Source organism: Aeribacillus sp. FSL K6-3256 (assembly GCF_037965805.1).
GTDB classification, from domain to species: Bacteria; Bacillota; Bacilli; order Bacillales; family Aeribacillaceae; genus Aeribacillus; species Aeribacillus composti.
Map to the genome: position 1 here is coordinate 3,060,996 of NZ_CP150188.1, position 22,615 is coordinate 3,083,610.

The 22,615-nt window shown below is 38.5% G+C and carries 20 protein-coding genes and 1 pseudogene; 9 read left to right on the plus strand and 12 right to left on the minus strand.

Features of this window, described 5'->3' with window-relative positions:
• Positions 1-43 precede the first annotated feature (43 nt).
• The gene (locus tag NSQ84_RS14790; RefSeq protein ID WP_063386271.1) at positions 44-910 is read right to left on the minus strand and encodes a LysR family transcriptional regulator; all 867 of its coding nucleotides are present in this window, start codon (positions 908-910) and stop codon (positions 44-46) included.
• 146 nt (positions 911-1,056) lie between these two features.
• Between NSQ84_RS14790 and NSQ84_RS14795 the strand changes: the two genes are divergently transcribed.
• Together NSQ84_RS14795 and NSQ84_RS14800 are read left to right on the plus strand one after the other, a co-directional pair.
• Positions 1,057-2,820 carry a thiamine pyrophosphate-requiring protein gene (locus tag NSQ84_RS14795; RefSeq protein WP_063386272.1) on the plus strand — a complete coding sequence of 588 codons (1,764 nt, stop codon included), beginning with the start codon at positions 1,057-1,059 and terminating at the stop codon, positions 2,818-2,820.
• Positions 2,821-3,105: 285 nt separating this feature from the next.
• On the plus strand, positions 3,106-4,578 hold the full coding sequence (locus NSQ84_RS14800; RefSeq protein ID WP_232515608.1) for an MFS transporter: 1,473 nt from the start codon (positions 3,106-3,108) through the stop codon (positions 4,576-4,578).
• Positions 4,579-4,766: 188 nt separating this feature from the next.
• Here the strand turns inward: NSQ84_RS14800 and NSQ84_RS14805 are convergent, their stop codons facing one another.
• From NSQ84_RS14805 to NSQ84_RS14835, 7 genes and pseudogenes are all read right to left on the minus strand, one after another.
• Complete coding sequence (locus NSQ84_RS14805) at positions 4,767-6,008, minus strand: trypsin-like peptidase domain-containing protein (RefSeq protein WP_082829371.1); 1,242 nt, start codon at positions 6,006-6,008, stop codon at positions 4,767-4,769.
• Positions 6,009-6,365: 357 nt separating this feature from the next.
• Positions 6,366-6,770, minus strand: a complete 405-nt coding sequence (locus NSQ84_RS14810; RefSeq protein WP_066247319.1) for a cytosolic protein — start codon at positions 6,768-6,770, stop codon at positions 6,366-6,368.
• A 21-nt stretch (positions 6,771-6,791) separates the two neighbouring features.
• Complete coding sequence (gene glsA, locus NSQ84_RS14815) at positions 6,792-7,715, minus strand: glutaminase A (protein ID WP_066247321.1); 924 nt, start codon at positions 7,713-7,715, stop codon at positions 6,792-6,794.
• Positions 7,716-7,820: 105 nt separating this feature from the next.
• Positions 7,821-8,993 (minus strand): MFS transporter, encoded by a 1,173-nt coding sequence (locus NSQ84_RS14820; protein ID WP_066247323.1) that lies wholly within the window; start codon positions 8,991-8,993, stop codon positions 7,821-7,823.
• A 42-nt stretch (positions 8,994-9,035) separates the two neighbouring features.
• Positions 9,036-9,470 (minus strand): annotated as a pseudogene (locus NSQ84_RS14825) (phosphoglycerate dehydrogenase); the annotation flags it as partial.
• Between the two features lie 339 nt (positions 9,471-9,809).
• On the minus strand, positions 9,810-10,784 hold the full coding sequence (locus NSQ84_RS14830; protein ID WP_063386278.1) for a bile acid:sodium symporter family protein: 975 nt from the start codon (positions 10,782-10,784) through the stop codon (positions 9,810-9,812).
• 220 nt (positions 10,785-11,004) lie between these two features.
• Positions 11,005-11,328: an antibiotic biosynthesis monooxygenase gene (locus NSQ84_RS14835; protein WP_066247328.1), complete on the minus strand. Its 324-nt coding sequence runs from the start codon at positions 11,326-11,328 to the stop codon at positions 11,005-11,007.
• A gap of 147 nt (positions 11,329-11,475) precedes the next feature.
• Here NSQ84_RS14835 and NSQ84_RS14840 point away from each other — a divergent pair, with 147 nt between their 5' ends.
• From NSQ84_RS14840 to NSQ84_RS14860, 5 genes are all read left to right on the plus strand, one after another.
• Positions 11,476-12,681, plus strand: a complete 1,206-nt coding sequence (locus NSQ84_RS14840; protein ID WP_066247331.1) for an aminotransferase class I/II-fold pyridoxal phosphate-dependent enzyme — start codon at positions 11,476-11,478, stop codon at positions 12,679-12,681.
• A gap of 709 nt (positions 12,682-13,390) precedes the next feature.
• On the plus strand, positions 13,391-13,606 hold the full coding sequence (locus tag NSQ84_RS14845) for a hypothetical protein (protein ID WP_066247334.1): 216 nt from the start codon (positions 13,391-13,393) through the stop codon (positions 13,604-13,606).
• Positions 13,607-13,612: 6 nt separating this feature from the next.
• Positions 13,613-13,816 (plus strand): hypothetical protein, encoded by a 204-nt coding sequence (locus NSQ84_RS14850; RefSeq protein ID WP_066247338.1) that lies wholly within the window; start codon positions 13,613-13,615, stop codon positions 13,814-13,816.
• A 406-nt stretch (positions 13,817-14,222) separates the two neighbouring features.
• Positions 14,223-14,858 (plus strand): FMN-dependent NADH-azoreductase, encoded by a 636-nt coding sequence (locus NSQ84_RS14855; RefSeq protein WP_063386284.1) that lies wholly within the window; start codon positions 14,223-14,225, stop codon positions 14,856-14,858.
• Between the two features lie 434 nt (positions 14,859-15,292).
• Positions 15,293-15,613: a helix-turn-helix domain-containing protein gene (locus NSQ84_RS14860; protein ID WP_186439266.1), complete on the plus strand. Its 321-nt coding sequence runs from the start codon at positions 15,293-15,295 to the stop codon at positions 15,611-15,613.
• A 478-nt stretch (positions 15,614-16,091) separates the two neighbouring features.
• On the opposite strand, the gene NSQ84_RS14865 is transcribed toward NSQ84_RS14860, so the two are convergent.
• Positions 16,092-16,850 (minus strand): MerR family transcriptional regulator, encoded by a 759-nt coding sequence (locus NSQ84_RS14865; RefSeq protein WP_339212029.1) that lies wholly within the window; start codon positions 16,848-16,850, stop codon positions 16,092-16,094.
• Positions 16,851-17,104: 254 nt separating this feature from the next.
• Here NSQ84_RS14865 and NSQ84_RS14870 point away from each other — a divergent pair, with 254 nt between their 5' ends.
• Together NSQ84_RS14870 and NSQ84_RS14875 are read left to right on the plus strand one after the other, a co-directional pair.
• The gene (locus tag NSQ84_RS14870) at positions 17,105-17,731 is read left to right on the plus strand and encodes a hypothetical protein (protein ID WP_130157412.1); all 627 of its coding nucleotides are present in this window, start codon (positions 17,105-17,107) and stop codon (positions 17,729-17,731) included.
• An 87-nt stretch (positions 17,732-17,818) separates the two neighbouring features.
• Positions 17,819-18,307: a DUF1648 domain-containing protein gene (locus NSQ84_RS14875; protein ID WP_063388359.1), complete on the plus strand. Its 489-nt coding sequence runs from the start codon at positions 17,819-17,821 to the stop codon at positions 18,305-18,307.
• Between the two features lie 41 nt (positions 18,308-18,348).
• On the opposite strand, the gene NSQ84_RS14880 is transcribed toward NSQ84_RS14875, so the two are convergent.
• The 3 genes from NSQ84_RS14880 to NSQ84_RS14890 all read right to left on the minus strand — a co-directional run bounded on the left by NSQ84_RS14880 (position 18,349) and on the right by NSQ84_RS14890 (position 22,363).
• A complete protein-coding gene (locus NSQ84_RS14880) occupies positions 18,349-18,423 on the minus strand; it encodes a DinB family protein (RefSeq protein ID WP_235600457.1) in 75 nt (24 codons plus the stop codon).
• A gap of 408 nt (positions 18,424-18,831) precedes the next feature.
• Positions 18,832-20,187, minus strand: coding sequence for an aromatic acid/H+ symport family MFS transporter (locus NSQ84_RS14885; RefSeq protein WP_063388360.1), 1,356 nt, complete (start codon positions 20,185-20,187; stop codon positions 18,832-18,834).
• Positions 20,188-20,647: 460 nt separating this feature from the next.
• Complete coding sequence (locus NSQ84_RS14890; protein ID WP_327859276.1) at positions 20,648-22,363, minus strand: M56 family metallopeptidase; 1,716 nt, start codon at positions 22,361-22,363, stop codon at positions 20,648-20,650.
• Positions 22,364-22,615: the final 252 nt, after the last annotated feature.

The window sequence follows — 22,615 nt, forward strand, 5'->3', positions numbered from 1 at the left end:
GAAAGCAAATCCAATATTTTACCTATTTAAAAATTAAAATGAGTCATCTCCTTGTCAGCTGCTGGATAAATGTTCGAATGGCAGTGGAAGAAAGAAGACCTTTTCGATAAATAATTGCAACCTCTTTACGCGGAAGTTCGTCTGCAATTTTCAAAAGCTTGACAGAAAACTCCGGGCTGTTTTCAACATAAAGCTTTGGCAGGATCGTAATTCCGTTATGTAAAAGCGTCATCTTTAACAACGAATACGTATCCGACAATTCCACAATTGGGTTTAACTTAATGCCTTCTTTATTACAAAATGAATCGATCGTCTGTCTAAGAACATATTGCTCGGGCAATAAAAAGATCGGGTACGATTGAAGCTCTTCCAAATATATTAAATTTTTTTCAGCTAAAGGATGATCAAGGGATACAATGGCAAAAAACTCTAATGAAAACCATTTAATAACCTCTACTTGCGGATGATGAACTGGTAAATAGACAATCCCTATATCGAGCTCAGACTTGACTATTTTTTCTAACGTTTCTTCCGTTTTTAGATCGTAAACAGAGAGTTTTATATTTGGAAACTGTGAGTGAAACGTAAGCAAGGAAGAATAAAGAAGATGATTGCCAACACATCCGATTTTTAAATGGCCGCGATTCAATCCTTTTAATTCATGTATTTTAATTTTTGCTTGATCAATTTCAGAAAAAATTTTTTTCACATGTTCAAGTAAAATCTCTCCGCTTTCCGTTAATTCAATTTTTTTCCCCATTCTTCGAAAAAGAACTGTATCAAGACTGTTTTCAAGAAGGCGAATTTGCTGGCTTAATGTTGGTTGCGTAATCCCCAGCTTTTCTGCAGCTTTCGTAAAATGCAGCTCTTGACTCAATATTGCAAAATATTGCAAAAGACGGAACTCCATTTTATAGCTCCTTTCTATAGATATTTTCTATTATTATGATAGTTATTATAGTATTGTACTATCTTTTCTTTTCAAGTACAATTCTGATTACGGAATTATCTGACTAGTATTAATTATCTAAATTATATTGAAAGGGTGTGTGTTGTTTGACCAGCCGATATACGACAAGCAAGGCACTTTTAGAAGCGTTACAAGAAGCTGATGTTTCCTTTATTTTTTCAAATCTAGGAAGCGATCACCCTGCCATTATTGAAGCCCTTGCCGAAGCTGAAAAAGAGGGAATTGATTTTCCGAAAATCATTACTTGTCCACATGAAATGGTTGCCTTAAGCGCTGCACATGGATATGCTCAAGTAAGCGGGAAACCTCAAGCTGTTTTAGTGCATGTTGAATGCGGCACGCAAAACCTTGGCGCTGCCATTCACAATGCTTGGAAAGGTCGGGTGCCTGTCCTCATTTTTGCCGGAACTTCTCCATATACTCAAGAAGGGGAGCTTCGGGGAAGCAGGAACGAATTTATTCACTGGATTCAGGATGTTCCCGATCAGCCCGGAATTGTAAGGGGTTACATGAAGTATACTCATGAGATTCGCACCGGGAAAAATGTAAAACAAATTGTCCATCGTGCACTGCAAATTGCTCAAAGCAGCCCGAAAGGACCCGTATATTTGACGAGCGCTAGAGAAGTTTTGGAGGAGGAAGTAGAAAAAGTAGAAATTCATCCTGAGCAATGGAGACCAATTGCAGCGCGTGCACTGGCACCGCAAGAAATAGATCCTTTAGTGAAAGATTTACTGGCAGCAAATAATCCGCTCATTGTCACGTCATATATTGGCAAAAACAAACAAGCGGTGAAAGAACTCGTTCAATTTTGTGAAAAACTTGCGATACCTGTTTTAGAGTCAGTGCCAAACTATATGAACTTTCCATCTGATCACCCGCTTCATTGCGGATATCAGTGGAATACTTCAACACAAAACGATTTAATCGAAAAAGCAGATTTTATAATGGTCATTGACAGTGATGTTCCTTGGATTCCAGTGAATAATAAACCATCGCCAAATTGTACGATTTACTATATTGATGAAGATCCGCTGAAGGAAGGGATGACATTATGGTATATCCCATCAAAACGTTTTTTCGCAGCTGATGCCGAAACGGCCTTGCGGCAGTTGAACGAAGTGATTAAAAACGCTGACATTGACAGCTTGCAAGTAAATGAAAGGAGAAAACAAATAGAAAAATATCATAAAGCTCAGCGTGAAGAATGGAAAAAAGCTGAACAATTTTTTGACGACATTATCACGCCTGAGTATTTAACTGCCTGCATACGGGAAGTGTGCGATGAAAACACGATTATTGTCAATGAAGGCATTTCAAATTTCCAAACATTATATACCCATTTGCAAATGACCAAACCAGGTTCTATTTTTGGCAGCGGCGGAGGCGGACTTGGATGGAACGGCGGAGCAGCGATAGGAGCAAAACTGGCAGACCCGTCTAAAACAGTGATCAGCCTTACTGGAGATGGATCTTATCTGTTTAGCGTCCCTTCGAGCGTTCATTGGATATCGCAAAAATATGACGCGCCATTTTTAACCGTAATTTATAATAATCGCGGTTGGAAATCTCCGAAACTGTCAACCTTAGCTGTTCATCCGAATGGTATCGCAAATGAAACGAATCAATTTTTCGTAGATTTCACTCCTCATGCTGATCTTTCGAAAATTGCAGAAGCTGCAGGTGGCGCCTATGCAAGAAAAGTAGAAAACCCTCATGAGCTGAAAGAGGCTCTGAATGAAGCAATAAAAACTGTCAAGTCTGGCCGTTCCGCTGTTTTAGATGTATATTTGCCCGCTATTAGTCAAGAAAACCAAATGAGAGAGGAAAAAAACCATTCCACAGTTTAAAAAGCGGGAGCAAAAAGCATTTAAAATTTGAATTCATTTGGAATAGTTGAAAGTACAAAACTTTAAAGCTGCGGAGAAGGTTCAAAAACAAGATGGGATCATCAAGAATGTAGGCTAAAAAAGTTTTATATTCCTTTCATCTCACATCGTCCGAAATATAGAAAACCAGCAGCCAATTGATCTTATATTCAACCAGAAGCATTTTCTATTTCTTTTTGCCCTTTTATGTAAGCGCTATCTAAAGGTTATGTTAAATTTTAAATCTAGATAGGAGTGAAAATGATAATGAAAAAATGGGAAAGGTACCATACAATATGGGGAATGCTGTTCCTAGGATGGGTTGTTTCTTATATCGACAGAACTGCGACAGGCCCAATTGTTACTTGGATGATAGAACATAAAATATCATTTTTTTCAGATGTCCCGAATCCTCATGAATTTGGGGGCTTAATAGGCAGTTTGTTTTTTGCCGGATTTATGTTAAACCAATTTCCTGGAGGAAACTTGGGAGATAAATTTGGATACCGCCCTATTATTATATTAAGTATTTTGTGGGCAGCCGTCGCCACTTTTTTCACAGGCTTATCAGGCGGACTCGTCATGTTTGTTTTATTCCGTGTATTACTTGGATTAGGTGAAGGAATCCTTTATTCAAATGACAGATCCTATATTGCTTTCAACACTCCTCCGGAAAAAATGGGCTTAGGAATGGGAGTTGTTATTACTGGCCTGTCTATCGGCTTAACGTTGGCAACAATCGGTACACCTCTTCTTCTGGAAGCTTTTGTTCCTCTAATGGGAAATGAGGCTTGGAGAGTTCCTTTTCTATTCATGGGATTCATTACTTTAATCGTTGCTGTTCTTATGTTTAAATTTATGAAGCCTGATAAAAAATTGATACAATCAGCAGATCCAAATTCACCTGGTGTGAAGGAATTTTACGGAAAATCGTTATATCACTTAAGTATTTATTCACTTGTGTTTTTGGTTATCATCATGGCGATATACTTCACATCAACAAAATTAGGGCTCTCATCGATTGTCATAGCTTTTATTTTGGCTAGTTTAGCCCCCATATTGATCATATATCTTTATGTAACAAAAAAATCAGAAGTGCACCCTTTGATTATGAATAAAAACCTGTTTTTCCTTTATCTATCTTTCCTGCCGATTTTATGGCATTTATGGTTGTATGGATTCTGGTCTACGGCAATTGTCCAAGAATTTGGCGGCGGAGCACTAGTTGCCGCAGCAGCAGTAGCTTCATTTAACGCAGTAGCAGGGGTTATCGGGTTCCCGCTTGGCGGAAAAATTTCTGACCTGTTAGCTGATAGACCGAACGGCCGCAGAAATGTATTAGCGCTTTTAACTTTTCTTTTAGCTGTTTCAATATTTGTTTTTGCTTGGTATATTCAAACGGAAAATAGCAGCCCGATTATTACATCAATCATTTTATTTATATCAGGATTATTCTTTTTTGCATTGCAGCCGGTTTCACATGCATTAAATGCAGAATTGGCGCCGGAAGGCAAACAAGGCGGGGCATTTGGCATGCTGAATCTGATAGCAGAAATTGGCGCCGTATTGTCGCCAGTCGTATCAGGATATTTAAGAGACAGCACAGGCAGCTGGGGAGCTCCGCTAATATTGGACGGAGTTTTAATTAGTATTAGTTGTTTATTTGTTTTAGCAATCTCAAGCAAAGCTGTACAATCTGCTCAACCAAAAAATATCTCGTCTAGCGAAGCAAATATGTAAACAAGTTATGTATAGCGATGAAATTTTTCTAAGCAAATGATGCTGTTGTTAATTGGCGAGTATCATTCATTTATCAGAGATAGATCATTTTCACATTGATGAAAAAGATTTCCATTGAAAAAAGGGCTTTGCAAAAAGTTAATTGAACTGACTTTTTGCGGGCCCTTTCTTTTTAATACTATTCCCGATCAGGTTTGCGATAAGTCTTGACTTGAAAGGGTAACTGTGACGGTCTTTTCTTTTCCGTCCCGATATAATTTGACTTTGACTGAGTCTCCTGATTTCTTTTCACTGTACAAATATTTTCTTAACTCACTCGTGTTGTGAATACTTTGCCCATCCAATGCGACGATCACATCCTTTTCCTGCAATCCGGCCTGATCGGCGGGAGAATTTGCCTGAACTCTTCCAACTACCGCACCTTCTTTAACGTCAGATGGCAAATTGAGTGTGTCTCTAAGGAAATACTCAGGAAGCTCGCTTACATTTAATAATGCAACTCCAAGAAACGGACGGTCAATTTTTCCTTTTTCCATTAATTGATTGATCGCTTTCACAACATCATTGCTTGGAATAGCAAATCCGAGCCCTTCCACACCTTCCTGGCTGATTTTCATACTGCTGACGCCGATGACTTTCCCATCCATGTTAATTAAAGGGCCTCCGCTGTTTCCTGGATTGATCGCTGCATCAGTTTGAATGACATCAAGCGCCCAGTCTCCTTCAGAAGTTGTAATCGTCACTGTGCGATTGACTCCGCTGATAATCCCTTCTGTTACAGTTCTAGAAAGATCGCTGCCAAGCGGATTCCCGATTGCAATGACCTGATCGCCGACTCGTATATTATCGGAATCACCAAACTCAGCTACTGTGTTAACACTATTGTTATTAATTTTTATGACGGCCAAGTCTGTCAATGAGTCAGCACCGACTACCTCTGCTTTTTCCTTATCGCCATTGGAAAGCGTTACCTCCAATGAAGAAGCCCCTTCAATAACATGGTTATTTGTAACAATAAAAACATCATTGCCGGACTTTTTAAAGATAATTCCTGTTCCGCTTCCGCTTTCCACTTCTTCGCTGGAAGAATCTTGGCGCGATCCAAACCAATCTGTCCTTTGCTGCTGCAAATTAGAAATGCCGACAATCGCTGGTGAAAGTTTTTCAGCTATTTCTGCAATATCGCCTTGATTGGAAATCTTCGCAACATTAACAGATGCTTCCTGATCGTTTGTATTTTGACTGACCGCTGCATGCTCTGTTTCATTTGAAGCTTTGTTATGATCTTGGAATGGCAAGTAGGTCAACGCTCCGTATACAACAGCTCCGCCCAAAACACCGCTGATTAAAGAAGAAAGAACCGGCTTCAACAAACTGTTCTTTTTTCTTTCCACACGATTGTTTTGATCTATTTCATCATAATATCCCATAGCAAAAGCCCTCCTCTTCTTCATCGTTTGTCTTATTGACATACTAGGCAAAAAATATGACGAAACGATGAACAAAAGGTAAAAAAACATTGAAATATAAAAAAGATCGGACGCCACTCGATATTATGCGCCTCTTACCTTTTCGCCAAATCCATAGTTCAAAAGCACTTTTCAAAAATCGGTTCTCCTGCCAAGCCCTAACGAAACGGTGAACATCAATCCGGATCGCCCGCGGTACTTTCATTTATTACAAAAAATGCAATTCTGAAACACATAGATGTTGTTGATTGAAAATAAGCCCTTCTGAAAAATTGGCATTTGAATTCGTATGCATGCCCCGGATTTCATTCAACGTATTCAAACTTCAACTGTTTTCCCTTCTTCAGCAACATGGAAAAGAAGATGAGCAAGATGCTGAATGGGGCCGTATATTTCCTCTTCCTCCTGCTCCGCCATCACTTCATCACCGAATTCTAAGTCATTTAGATAAAGAGCTATAAATTCATAAAAGTCTTTTAGTTCAAACCGGTAGCATTCGCTCGGATCTTCCTCGTCCTCCTCGTAGCGAAGGGAAAGATAAGACATATTGCCATCGCTGTCCTCAGCGTCAAAAAAGACGAAAAAACCAATGTTTGTATCGAGATCAAACAAATGTCTTGTCCCTCCTTCTGTCACCCTTTCAAAATCATCCGGGCTCAGCTTTTGCACTTTCATTTCTTCCATATCATCTTCAAGGTGAAATTTAACAGTGAATTCACGCATCGTATGTCTCCTCCTCAAATATTAGAAAATACTTAATGAATATGTTTTAGATAAAAATTCAAGCAGTTTGATGCCGGTCAGACTATTGCCTTTGTCATCCAATGCTGGACCGAATATGCCGATGCCGCATCTTTTTGGAACAGATGCGAGTATGCCTCCTGAGACGCCGCTTTTTGCCGGAATCCCGATTTTAATCGCAAATTCTCCCGAAGCATTATACATGCCGCAGGTGACCATAAACGTTTTGCAAATACGCGCTACATCAAGCGGCATGATTTCCTCTTCTGTAAACGGATCTCGCCCATCCATCGCAAAAACGAGGCCGATGCGAGCCAAATCGATGCATGTCATTTCAATGGCGCATTGCTTCGTGTAAAGCTCCATCAAATCTTCGACATCTTCGTTTATAATATTATGCTGTCGAAGAAAATAACATAAGGAGCGGTTTAAAAACGCGGTTTCAAATTCGGATTGAGCGACTTCTTGCGAATAAGAAATGGTTGGATTTCCTGTTAGCTTGCGGACAAAACGAATGAGTCTCTGCAGCCGTTCTTTCACCGTTCTTCCCGAAATCATATGCGTTACGGCAAGTGCACCGGCATTGATCATCGGATTCAGCGGCTTTGTAGGCTGTGTTTCCTCAAGCTTGGCAATGGAATGAAACGGATCGCCCGTCGGCTCCATCCCGACTTTTTTGAATACCTCCTTTTCACCGTGATCCATAATGACAAGAGCTAAAGCGATAATTTTTGAAATGCTTTGAAGCGTCACTTTTACCGTTACATCCCCCGCGTCAATGATTCTCCCATCAGGCATATATATAGCAATAGATAAATCATTTGGATTTGCTTTGCCAAGAGCCGGTATGTAACTGGCAACTTTCCCCTGATGCCCATACTTTTTCGCTTCTTGGACAAAGCGGATCAATTCTTCTTTTTCGTACATTCAGCCATCACCATTATTTAGTATGGCTCGCTGTATAAAATTTTATAAACAACCCCTTTGATATTTGACAAATGAGTATGATATGTTTATTCAATCTGGAGATAGTCATTGTTGCATAGATTGTTTTCTCTCACTTCCATGCTTTCTTTTGCTTGATAAAATCCCCCATTGTCCCAGTAATGTCACTAATGCAAGGCCGCCGGCGGCAAACGGAAGTTGGGAAGGAGCCAATCCAGCCAGCATCACTATCCCTCCAAGAAGAGAACCTATTGCACTGCCCAAATAATTTGCGGAACTGTTCAAAGCAACGGCCGCTGCACCTTGATTAGGCTGTATGTGAAGCAATTCATGCTGCTGCGGGGCTTGCGATGCCCAGCCCATCGCCCCCCATAGAATAAAAGGCAGAAATGACAGGATCGGAAATGAAAGGGCGAATGGCACACTGAACATGGACAAAGCCATTATGGCCAAAATTCCTGCCATGAGCAAACCCGGTTTGCCTGTCCGGTCAATCAAAGCGCCGATGGAAAAACTGCCAACTACGCCGCCAATTCCCCATGCCCAAAGATATGGCGTGTTGTTGGAAATGTCCGCCAAGTTATTCAAAATAACAGCAATATATGTGTAAAGACCCAAGCTGGCAACACTGGTCATAAAAGTGATGCCAACAATTGCTGCAACCCGTCTATTTGTCATCATTGCGACGCGCTGGCGGAGTGAAGGTGGAGCTGAAGCTGCAAAATGTGGAAACCAGATGGCAATTCCCATCATGGCAATTAAGCCTAGTGCAGTGATCACCCAAAGAGTTCCATTCCACTTCAGATGTTCCGCAATCACCAGTCCAAGAGGGACTCCTATGACTGTTCCAGTGCTCATGCCGCCAAGAGTCATGCCAAGTGCTCTGCCGCGTTTCTGTTCGGGCACTAGTGATGCTGCAGCTGCTGATGCTAGCGGAGAGTAAAGTCCGGCGCCGATGCCTGCAATTGCCCGTGCAATCAGCAACATGGAAAAATTTGAAGCTAGTGCACTTATCCCGTTGCCTATCGAGAATACTGCGAGCGCCAACAATAAAATATTGCGCATCGGTTTTCCAGCAAGCAGTGTTGCAAATACCGGAGCGGCCAGTGCATAACAAAGCGTAAAGACGCTCACGGCTTGCCCTGTTTGTGAAGGAGTTATATGAAAAGTTGCACCGATATCCGGAAGCAAACCAGCTATCACATAAGCATCAAACCCAAGAGCGAACATACCGATCGTCAAGAGAAAAACTTTTTGCATAATAACTTAGCCTCCATTTTTACGGAATTATCTTTATGCAAAACCGATAATGCCTAAGATCTTCCCGTAAAGTTCAGATCCAACAAATGCTGACCGATTCCACTCTTTTGCTTTAACTGAAATATTTGCTTGCGGAATGTGCCTCATCAAAGAAGAAATCATCGCTAGTGTATGCTCGGCTACCGAAATGGTATTTCCATTGGGAGCATTAATGACAATTACTCCTTGGTTTGTTGCCTCATCAATATCAATGTTATCTACACCGACTCCGACTCTTCCGATAATTTTTAAAGAGGTCCTCTTTCCTAAAAGCTCTTTCGTTACTTTTGTGCTGCTCCTCACCAAAAGAGCATCAAAAAGATTTAGTTCATCTTCTGCTTCTGATACACTTTTTTGGACAACTTCAACCGCTTCTGATTCTATCAACGGTTTCAGTCCTTCATTGTTCACTTTGTCAGAGACTAGTAGCCGAAACATTGTTTAAATACCTTCTGTAATTTATTTTTAGGATCTATTAGCGTACGCTTACCAAATCAATTCTATATTTGCTTTTTATTTCCCTTGTAAAAAAAGTTAATTTTTGTTAATTTATAGTTTAAATTGTAAATATTACTAAAACACTGTTAAAAAATGCTGATTCATGTAACGTCATTATTGATGCTCCTTACCGGTTCTGCGTCCAATTGGCGAATAAAATAATTAACGCATCAATGCCTGAAATTGCCCTTAAAAAACCCCTTCAATATAGGCAGAAATGCCTTAATTGAAGGGGATGCTCACATAACGTTTTATAAATGCTTTTTTGCATAAAAGCGTTCATTTTGCATTTGCCGCATACTTTTTTTCAGTAAGCGCATGGTGATAAACTTTTTCAAGCATGCGTCCATAAAAAGAAGCTAAAACCTGCTGAAAAAGCATGCCTAAGACAACCGGTACCGCCACTTGCGGCGGAAAATAAGTGATCGCAAGCACTGCACCGGCGCTAATATTCCTCATTCCGCCCGTAAACGTTAAAGTGATGATATCATCCTGTTGAAATTTTAATAGACGCCCGGCCATCCATGAAAAAAAGTAGCCGCTTGTAGCAATCAAAAAAACGAAAAACCCAATCAAAATTAATTTTTTATTCGGGTTCGCCAAATAAGGAGCTACTATCGCGCTGTTGATGATCACTACAAGCGATAAGGCTATTTTCGAAAACGGACTTAAAACGGCTGCAATACGCTGTTTCAATTCTTTTTTCGTCCACTCATTTACAAGCATTCCTAAAATGGAAGGCAGGATAATCATGAAAAATAAGCCAGACATCATATTCCATACGTCGATTTCTACCGTTCTCCCCACCAATACTAATAAACTGGCAGGAACGACAAAAGGAGAAATAAACGTATCTATTAATATAACAGCAAGAGCTAAAGCCAAATTTCCTTTATGGATTGATACCCAAATAAAGCTTGTAACACCAGTTGGAATGATCACGGCCAAAACTAAACCAATGATTGTGAAGCTGTCTTCTTGAAAAGCAAGATGGCCGACAGCAAACGCCCAAAGCGGGATGAAAAGATGAAGCAGCAAAAGAACGACGAAAATCGGCAGCGGATGCAAAAGAGCCTGCTTAAACGCATGAAAACTAAGATTTAAACTGCCCGCAAACGTAATAAAAGCAAAAATCCACGGAACAAGCTGAGAAAAATCGTCAAATATAGTTGAAAATACAATCCCGATCACAACACTTGACGGGGTTAAAAAAGGAAGCATCTTTTCCATTATGCTGTTTATGTTTTTTAACATTTTTCTCTCTCTCCAGTGTTAAGCTAAAATGAAAAGTTGCGCAATCCTAATGTTCACAAATAGTGAACAATCTTTACTTCATTATATAATATGCAATTTTTTCTCACCAATCCAGCGCTATGCCAAAACATTTTGCGAAGTTACTATGAACCTAGTCTCATGCTTTTCCCTTGGTTTTGTTTTTTAGGGAAGCGGCCATTCTTCTGGGCTATAGTATCTATCAAATATGGAAAACCCTTTCCTCTTCTACTTTGCAAATTCTGATTGTATAACGTTTATACCATTCCTTCCTGCCTTTATCCTGCGCCGCTTTATGCAAAGCATTTTCTTTCCAGCGTTTGATATCATCCAATGATTCCCAATATGAAACTGTAATTCCGTACCCATTCTCATTTCTTGCACTCTCTGCTCCTAAAAAACCGGGCTGTTTGGACACCAATTGATCCATTTCCTTTGCCATTTCCTCATAACCATTGTCCCCTTCTGTTCTTTCCGATGTGAAAATCACGGCGTAATACTCGTTTAAACATTTTGTATAATTCATTTTTCAAACCCCCTTTCTTATCAAAACGAAAAGTTTCATACTGTTTTATCATATAATGAACAAAAATGAATTCTCAAACTAGTTTTATTTTTTTTAATAATAGATATATAATATCTATAAAATTACTTTGATTTAAGGGAGAAATAAATAATGAAAAGAAATGAACAAGAACAACGGAATCCTCAAGCACTCAGAGATGAAACAATTGTCATCCATGGCGACGATTCTATAACGGACGAAAAAGGAGTCAATCCTGCTATTTACTATTCCGCAACATTCCAGGCACATAGTGCAAGCGAATTTTCTGAAATTGCTGGAACACCTCGTCATCCGCGATATTACACACGTTACGGAAACCCAGTGCATGAACGGGTTCAAAAAATTGTAGCAGATCTTGAAGGAACTGAAACAGCCTTAGTAACCGGCTCTGGTATGGGAGCGATAGCGACAACTATTTTATCGCTTGTAGCAGCAGGCGATCATGTGATTGCCCAAAAAAATCATTATATGAGCACAACGAAAATTATGGATGAGCTGCTGCCGAAATTTGGTGTTGACGTGACGTTCGTTGACCAATCCGACACTTCTGCGTTTGAAAAGGCAATTCGTCCGAATACAAAACTTATTATGGTTGAGACGCCTGCCAATCCTACATTGGTATTGACAGATTTAGCTGCAGTGTGTGATCTTGCCCGCCAACATGGAATTATCGTTGTCGCAGATAATACGTTTGCTTCCCCTATCAATCAGCGTCCACATGACTTTGGGGTTGATGTTGTTGTCCATAGTGCAACAAAATACATGGGCGGCCATCATGATTTGACAGCTGGCGTAATTTGCACAAACGAGGAATTAGCTGAACGTATTTGGAATACGCATATTTCCATCGGTTCAGTGCTTTCGCCAATGGATGGTTGGCTGTTGCTGAGAGGCTTGCGCACGCTTCCTATGCGAATCGAACGGATTAACGCGAACGCTTTGGCGTTAGCCGAATTTCTTGAGAATCAGCCTCAAGTTGAACGGGTATATTATCCGGGGCTGCCAAGCCATCCGCAGCACGAGCTTGCTAAGCGGCAAATGAAAGGCTTTGGTGCCGTTATTGCCTTTTCCATTCAGGGCGGTTATGCGGAAACACAGCGCTTTGTTTCCGCATTAAAGCTTCCTCCTAACGCTGTAAGCCTTGGTGGAGTCGAGTCTCTCGTTGTACATACAGCAGCGATGTGGGAAGGAACAATGAACGAAGAACAAATGCAGCTTGCAGGAATCCCGGCAAACTTCGTGCGCTTCTCTGTCGGCATAGAACATATCGAAGATTTAAAAGAAGATGTCAGACAAGCTCTGCAAAAAATTTAATGAAGGAATGTGCGGACAATGGCGGGGGGCTGTCTAATAAGCCGTTTTATCTGCTTATTGACGCCCCCTTTCATCTTTTTGAAAGTTTATGATTTTTTGTTTTCAATGGAGATTTGACTTTCTGTACAGCCTCAATTAAAAATGCATTTCATTTTAGGAGCTAGTGCTTGCAGAAAAATCTTGATTTTATTAAACATACATCTTGCAATTTGAAACACTCGATATCTATCATTTCTAAATATCACTATTGAACACACTACCTGAACAAGCTTTGGCAGCTTATGATACTTCATCAGTTCTATTTAATGGGATGTAAATTTTGCCGCATTATATAATAAATAAGATTAGTTTCTCCCCATCCTTGGAGCAGATGAGTTATGTCAACACAGCACTCCGCCTCGCTTCTTAAATTTAAGCTGATTTGTTTTACATACGCACTCCAAGACAGCATGTGTTGTCAATAAATCATCGATATAGAGGCCCGCTTGACAGCTATTTTTTATTTAAAATGATTTTAACTTCCCCACTTGCACGCTTCTCGAAAAAAAACAGCATTCCCTTCTCCATGTGATTTCAATCTTTGCCATTCCATTCTAAAGAAAGATGCCCCCAAAAATGAATCATTCCAAAATTTTCTTCTTCATATCAGAACATATATTCGCATATAATAAAAATAGAACAAATGTTCTTTTTTTGTGAGGTGAAAATCATGAATGGTTTGCTGCTGAATGCCAAAAAGTACGGTTTTGCTTTAAAGATGATCTACATGACCGATCAAGGGGTAATAACAGAAAGATTGATTACAGTAAAAGACTTTAACAATAAATACATTCGCGCTTACTGCCACTTTCGAAAAACTTTCCGAACGTTTAAACGATCCAACATTCTTTCAATTGGTCCCATAAAAAAACGAAAAATAGGGTGAAACGAAATGGGTAAATATCACATTATGCTAACATATTTTAAAGGTCGGCAAAGAGTTGTACAGGTCATGGATTTCAGCGGTGCGCAAATGATTACTTTTACAATGGATGAGCTGGAAAATGACGAGATGCCCGTTGAACTAAAGAAATATATTAAAACAATCGAAAAAGAAATAAATGAAGGACGATGGGATTATTGGAAAAGAATTTAAGAAACGGGCATTTACTCAGCCTTTCCGTAAAGAAAATGCTGCCTTATCATTTGAGGAGAAAATGGCAATAGCTAAGCTTCACATTACAGGGAATAATAAATTATATTCCAAACAAATGGATGAAAAACGGTTTTCACGACGAAAGCGTTCAAAATCAAAAATAACTGATCAAGGCTCATTCGTAGATCAGCCATGTTTATTGACCGATAAGACGTGAAAAACAAATTAGACAGTTGAAAACAAATTATTTGACTAAATTTGGATAAATTTTTTTGCAAACAAATCATTTGAAATCTAAAACAAATTCCTATAAAATTATCTCGAAATAAATATTTTCAAAATAAAAATTTATAAATTTTATTTTTTCACTAAAAACTAAAATTGCACCAAGAGAGGAAGGTTTACGTTGACAAAAGTATTGTACATTACAGCACATCCACTTGATGACACCCAATCTTACAGTTTGGCAGCAGGAAAGGCTTTTATCGAAACCTATAAAGAAGCGAATCCTGACCATGAAGTAATTCACCTTGATTTATATAAAGAATATATTCCCCAAATCGATGCTGATGTATTAAATGGCTGGGGGAAACTGAGATCCGGAAAAAGCTTAGATGAGCTTACTTCCGAGGAAAAAGCGAAAGTTGGACGTCTTTCAGAGCTTTGTGAACAATTTATTGAAGCGGATAAATACGTTTTTGTTACACCTTTATGGAATTTTTCATTTCCGCCTGTCTTGAAAGCATATATTGATGCAGTTGCAGTTGCAGGCAAAACGTTTAAATACACTGAACAAGGATCTGTTGGGTTATTGACTGATAAAAAAGCCCTGCATATTCAAGCGCGTGGAGGCATTTATTCAGAAGGTCCAGCAGCTCAAATGGAAATGGGTCACCGCTATTTGGCTGTTGTGATGCAATTTTTCGGTGTTCCTTCATTTGAAGGCTTGTTTGTAGAAGGACACGCTGCTCAACCTGAAAAAGCAGAGGAAATTAAACAAAACGCAATTGCGAGAGCAAAAGATTTAGCGCATACGTTTTAAGTAAAAAATAAAGAGGCTGATCTTTCATGATATGCTCCCCTTAAGGTAGACAGATTAAAATATAAAAAATCTGTTTTACCTTAGGGGGAGTTTTTCTATGTATAAGCAATATACTACAGAGTTCAAACTTGAAGTTTTACTTGCATATGAAAACCGAGAATGTACTATATCAAGAGCTTTGTAAAAGGCATCAAATTACTAAATATTCTTTAAGGCAATGGATAAATGAATTTGAGGAATTTGGAATAGAGGGTCTAGAACGTTCAAATTCTTGGAAAGGTTTTAAGGAAGCAGCTGTAAAAGATTATTTATCTGGTGAGTTCTCACAGTAAGAGATTGTCAGGACATATGGTATTAGTAGATCGGTACTTCAACGATGGATGAAGAAGTATAATAGCCATAGAGATTTAACGTCGAAAGGAAAGACAAGCTCTATGACTAAAGGAAGAAAAACGACTTGCAATGAACGGATACAAATTGTGCTTGATTGTTTAGAGAACGGAAAAGATTATAAAAAAACAGCAGAGACTTATGAAGTTTCTTATCAACAAGTATATCAATGGGTGAAGAAGTATGAAAATGGTAAAGAAGAAGCGCTTAAAGACAAACGAGGAAGAAAAAAAGAAGAAGCAGAGTTATCTCCAGAAGAAAAAATGAAACTGGAGATGAAAAAGTTAGAAAGAGAAAATGAGCGCTTACGTGCGGAGAATCTATTTTTAAAAAAGTTAGAGGAAATCGAAAGGAGGCGAAAGTAAACCAAATCCGTTTTGAAGACAAGTATATCGCAATCCGGGAACTTCATGAGAAAGAAAACCTAAGCATAATCTTATTATGTGAAATCGCCGGTATTTCACGAGCTGCTTACTATAAGTGGTTAAAACGTTCGCCTTCCTCCCGAGAACTTCAGAATGAAGAAATCGTAAACGAGATGAAAGTTCTCCATGAGAAAGTTGAAGGCATCTATGGTTACCGTCGAATGACGTTGAATATAAATCGAAAGCTTGGTCAGAACTTCAATCATAAAGACTGATGAAAGTTGCCACTATACAATCTGTTATTCGAAAAAAGCAGAAATCTTATAAGCGATCTACTCCTCAACATGTTGCAGAAAATATATTGAATCGTGAATTCACAGCGGAAAAGCCAAATGAAAAATGGGTAGCTGATGTCACAGAATTAAAATATGGTTCATCAAAGAAAGCATTCCAAAGACCGAATTGTAAAAAATTCTTTTCAATTCATGGTATAAATTCGAACTGCATCCCTTAAAAATTCCGCTGCTCCAAGATGTTTTTTATCATAATACGCTTTAAATCTTTTATCTGCTACATACATCTCTGTTACTCCTCTATGAGCTTCCTTCGTATAATGATCCCAAAAATAGCAGAGCCATTGACGATGCAAATCAGCTGCCTTCTGTGCCAGCTCGCTCGCTGGATCTCCAGTTACAAATGCTTTATTCAGTGTATTCAAGACCTCTTCCTCAAGCTGTTTCAGCTGTTCGAACTGCTCTTTTGTCATGTTTTTCAGTTTTTGATTAGATCGATCGACGACTTCGTCTCCATATTTTTCTCTAACTTCATACCCATATTTTCTTTCATTTTCTTCAATTAATTTTTGTTTAAAAGCTTCAAATTTCTCTTTATCGTTCATCGTGATCCTTCCTTCCTTTGCCGCTATTGTTTTCTCCACATTTGCGATTAATGAATCTAGCTGCCTGCGTTTTGCAAGAAGCTTTTCGCGGTGTTCCTTTAAAGCTTTCATGCTGTCGAAGGATGGTGAATTGATGATTTTTTTAATTGTATCTAAATCAACTCCAAGCTCTCGATAAAAAAGAATTTGCTGCAGTTTATCAACCTCTTTTTCCCCATATATGCGATATCCGGATGAATTGATTTTCGCTGGCATAAGAAGCCCAATTTCATTGTAATATCGCAATGTCCGTGTTGTAACTCCGGTCAATTCTGCTAATTGTTTTACCGTATATTCCATCCTTTCACCTCCTGACAAGATCATCATAAACCTTTACGCAACGTCAATGTACAGAGAAAAATTAATGTTATAATAAACATAATATTGAGAAAATAATATAAGGCTGTGATCACTTAGTGTTTTTACAAAAAAATATCCTCAATGCTATTTCTTATGTTAAACCCAAATTAACCGGCGCCGGATTCTCGCTGTTTATTTTTTTTACTGTTTTTTTCATTGCAGCTGATTTTGACTTGTATGGAGTTTCAAAAGATTTGAATAACCCTTTTCTTTGGAGCATTTTTTACGGATACGGAATAATTTGTTCTATTTTTATTGACCTGCTGGCTGTGAAAATTCCTAAAATCACTGGAACCATTAAAATTGCCTTTTACGTTTTGGCAGGATATCTCATTTTTTTGCCTTTCGGATGGATGATGGTGATTGTTGGCGGAACAGTCGGAGCTCTTTGTTCATTAGTTTTTTATTTTGGAACATACATGGCGCGAAAAAACGTATTTTTTAAATATATTTTTGCAATCTGTGCTCCGTTTATTTTGTGTATTATTTTAAACACGGATTTTACTGTAAAAAAAGATTGGCGCGAATGGAAAAGGAATTCAAGCTATATCGCACTTTTCGACTATTTCCACGGAGAACACGCCATTCCGATTTATGCGGAAAAAGGTCAAACGATTACGTTTTCCGTTAAAATTCAAAACAATAACGGAGGCGGACATGGTTTTCATGTATTGAACAAAGACGGCGACGTTGTCGCCATGAAAGAAGTCGACGAAAGCACATATCAAATCAAAGCGGCAGAAAAAAGCATCTACCATATCATCGTCACAGGCGACAAGCTGAAAGGAAGCTTTACAGTTACTTGGGATGTAAATGAATAATAGAATCCTGCAGCTGCGATTAAATGAAACAAAACAAACGGTGAATACGTATGAAAACATCGATAATGGAAAACGGAGGTTTTCTCTGTGGAGAAAAAAAAGAAAATTGAAAATGTTCTTTTGACACTTTCAATTATTGGGCTTTCAGCAATGTTCATTTACGTCATTTTCATTTGGGAGCATTTGCCGGATACTATACCACGGCATTTCAATTTCAAAGGCGAACCGGATGGATTCGGCGGAAAAGGCTTCATTCTTGTTCTGCCTTTTACAGGACTAGGAATATTTATCTTGACAACATTATTGTCCCGCATTCCCGACGCATTTTATTATCAGTACAATGCTACAAAAGAACAAAAAAAGCTTCTTTATAATCAAGGAAGGATTTACATCCGTTTATTGCAAGCAGAAATAGTTTATTTCTTTTTATTCGGGGTCTGGCGAACTGCTCAAGTTGCACTCGGAAAAGCAGATGGTCTTGGAGTCTATCCGCTTTATATTTTCTTAATTGTCATATTAGGGACATCGATTTATTTTGCTTTCCGCACAAACAAAGTCCTGAAAGAAACGAGGTGACTCTGTTCGATAATCATCTGGTTCCTTTCATCAGCTGCGCATCACATAACGTGGAAGATCCGTATTTCCCGTACATAGACGAAAAGCTGCCCTTTATGGTGGATTTCATGAGCCATCGCAGTTTGAAATCATTGCAATCCAGACATTTTCGAATTAAAAATTTTGGAAAGATCGACTTGGCGCTAAAGATCCTCATTCATCACGGATTCTAACAGACTTTTTGTACTTTCGATATATATTTCTGCCAGTTTTTTTAAGTCTTTTTCCATCTCTTTCAATTTTTTGACAAATGCATCCGGATTTCACTGTTTTTGCAAATCGATAACATTTGAAACACAAGATCTTTCACAGGCATCGATGTCGGCGCAGGCTTATAGTTATAATGCTCTTGTTTCATTTTATCATCCGTTCTATGTCACATTTCGATGAGCCAAAAAGTACTGAACAAACCGATTCGTACGAATCATAGGTATCCCTTTATATAAGAATCCCGAAGAGACCATCTCCTCGGGATTTTACAAAAATTATTTTTCGACGGCTACATCTTCATTTATTAACTCAGATTGTTTTTTCTCTTTATAATAGACTGAATGCTGCTCTTGAATGAACAATACTGCTAAACCGCCAAGCACTGCTGCACTGGCAATAGCTGCAAAATTATATTGCGGCTGTAAATTTAATGAAAGTAAAATCCCAACAAATGTAGGGGCAACTATTCCGCCTAAACGGCCAAATGCCATTGTACTTCCTACAGCTGTTGAACGCATATTAGTAGGATAATATTGAGAAACGAATGCGTTCGCCATATTTTGAACCCCGACGGATGCTGCACCAATAACAGAAATCAGGGCAAAAGCGATGAATGTACTGTTGGCAAAACCGATTAAAGATAGTGCAATGGCTCCACAGAAAAACAATGGAACAAGCACTTTTTTAAAGCCTAGCCGGTCAACTATAGGGCCGAAAACAACTGTTCCGACAATCGCTCCAATTTGCATGACAGCAGTAAATGCAAGGCTTGAGCTTAAATCATAGCCAACTTCCATCATAAGGCGCGGCAGCCATGTATTCATGGAATAAATCAATACAAATGCGCTAAAGCAGGAAATCCAGAACATAACGGTGCTGAATGCACGTTTTTCCTCAAACAAACTGACAATAGGCGATCCCGCTTCTTTCACTTTTTCCTTTTTTTCAAATTCCCCATCGCTGCTAATTCCCGGCTCAATTTTGGCAAGAATTTTTTTAGCTTCTTCTTCCTTTCCTTTTTCCAAAAGAAAGTCGATGGATTCTGGAACACTTTTCAACAAGAAAGGAATGAACAATAAGGGAATTCCGCCTACCCAATATACTGACTCCCATCCAACTGTAGGAAGGAGCTGCCTGCTTGTAAGCGCTGCTAGAATAGCTCCTGCAGAATAACCGCAAAAAATGAATGAAACAATTGCTGTGCGAACCCGTCGCGGTGAATATTCAGTTGCTATTGCAACGACATTAGGCATAACTCCGCCTAGACCAACACCTGCAATGACGCGAAAGATCGTAAATAAGACAGGATTTGCTGCAAAACCTGCGAGCAGCGTGAAAAAGCTAAACAAGAACGTAGTCAACAAAATAATATTTTTTCGCCCTATTTTATCCGATAGCAATCCAAACAAAACAGCACCGATTGCTGTTCCGACAACTGTATAGCTGCCAATAGCCCCGGCAGTGACATCCGAAATTCCCCATTCCTTAATAAGCAGCGGGACAGAAGCACCGTAAATGACAACATCAAATCCGTCAAACATAATAACGATAAATAACCAGAAAATCAGCCAAATATGGAATGAATGAATGCGGCTGTTGTCAATTACGTTCATTGGGTTAATCCGTTTCATATTATGATAGACCTCCTCATCAAAAATTTTTTGTATTTCACATTTTAAGTAAGCGTTTGCAATTTATCTGAAACACCTCTCTTTTACTTAATATTTTGAATTATCTTTAAGTTGATTGTAGCATCTCATTATCATAATTGTTATCTACTTATTGTAGAAAAAAACACATTCATTTTCCTAAATTATGTGGTCAAATCTGCAGAAAAGAAGATTGACAAATACTCTTCTATTTCTCACTCTGACTGCTAGCGGACCAAATTGGTTTTCGTCTTCCATTACGATTTTCCCGGCATTGGGAAAAGGTGAAGACAAAAAGATTATGATCAGCGGATACCCATAAAATACAAAAAGCCGGCACTCAAAATGCCGACTCAATATGAAAATTCGTCACATTTTCTCGTATGGGGGTTATGTTTGTATCGTTTAATTTTTAATAAGCATTTCAAACGATAAAAATGATTCACATGCTTTCCATTTTATTCTTTTTATCAGGAAGCGATTCGTAAAAACGCTCTTTCCACCACTTTCGTATTTTTTTCATGTTCCATTCCGTTCCAGTTTCCTTTAAAGATTGAATACGCCAATACATTGGCGGGTGGATCATAAATTGAAATTCTAGAAATCTGAAAAACCATGAATCCCGCTCAATCGATGAATTTTTTTCTTCATTACTTAAATTGTAGCGTTCTGCTTTGTATGTCAACTCATCTTGTTTTACAGCTAAAGCAGTTAAACCGTCTGCCATTTGATCATTTCCGTTGTCAAGCCATATAGCCCCTAAATGATCTGCCCGCACTTCCATCCATTGCAAAAGAAGAGACTGGATAAGAGGAAGGAATAAAATAAGAACAAAAACAATGTAAAAAAGAAGAGACTCATTTCTTAGTAGAAAAGAATGGTATAACCAGTAAATAAATAAAACAATTACTAAAAGCGCAAGTATACGTATAATTTGACCGATCATGACATCCCGTTTTTTTACATGCACAGCTTCATGAGCAAAAACCGCTTCGATTGCTTCCAACGGAAGCTTTAACGTTTCCGACGTTAATACGATCATTGATCGACCGATGTTTGCCCCAGCTGCAAAACCGTTTAATTCATTCGCCTCTGTTTGAAAAACTTTCACATCAGAAATTCCAGCCCGACTTAGCACTTTGTCTGCAACAGCTAAAACATTTGGATCATCTATCTCTTTCACGTCTAATGCAATTTTTAATAATCGATCAGAAATGTAAAGATTAAATATCCACAAAACAATGACCGCAATCGTGATCGCCCAAATAGGAACCTTTAGCAGTGATAAGATAACAGTCAATGTCGTGTAGGCGCCGACTCCTTTGACGGAAATGGCAAAGTACATTTTGCCGAGAAGTCTTTTTATATTTTTTTTATGATAAAATGGAAGCACTTCAACTTGTGCAATTTCCGACGGTAGTTCCTTTTCTTCCCGGCTTTCAATGGTCGTAAGCCAAGAAGTGTTTTTAGCATTAAAATAGACAGTTTCGCCTGAAAATACTAGCTTTAATGTTTTTCCCATACTTGTCGTGAAATCTTCATTTGTTGAAAACATCGTAAATAATGGGAATAATTTAAGTACATCAACATTTGACTCGAGCTTTGCTTCCGAAAGTTCTGAAAGCGGATATCGTTTCGCTGTGATGTTCGATAATATGTAAATACAATTTGTTTCTTTGCTGAAATACACTTCAAGGTTTCGATAAAGAACAGCTTTTTTTAACAATTGACAAATCATTACAACATTCGTATATAACAAAATGAGAGACCAAACAGAATCGTATGAATTGAAAACAAAATATAAGACAGATAGACCAATGAATGTCATCGCAAATGCCGCATCAACCCAAACCCGACTCGAATGTTTATTGAGTTCAATCTTTTCAATTTCCACTCTGTTTGCTTCATTTTTTATTTTTTCGTAACCCGATTCATGGGAAAACGTGATTAAACACATAAGAAAAGAGTATCCAAAGCTAGACATCGCTCTAATTGTAAAACCTAATTCATATGCTATAAATAAATAGACTGCAAGAACAGATAACAGTACGATTTCTATCACCAATAACGGAAAAAAGGATATCCGCTTTTTCAACCAAACATGCAAAAAACCAGCTAACACTCCTCCAAGCATAATCAATACCAACGCCCAGATCATGAGCACACCCCGTTTTTTTATATTCCTTACATATGTATTAACGTTTTTTTCCTATAAAAGTTTCTAAAAAATTGAATTCCTCGCTTCACCAATTCAACAGCAGGGGATTCCTAAGAACGCGAGCAATCTTTTTATATACTAAAAAAAATGCAATCGCTTGATATTAAGGAGATTTTCGTCCATTTTTTAAAGACTCGTTGGATTGGCCGGGAATGAGAGCGATCTGTTATTCAAATAAAACAAAAAAATCAT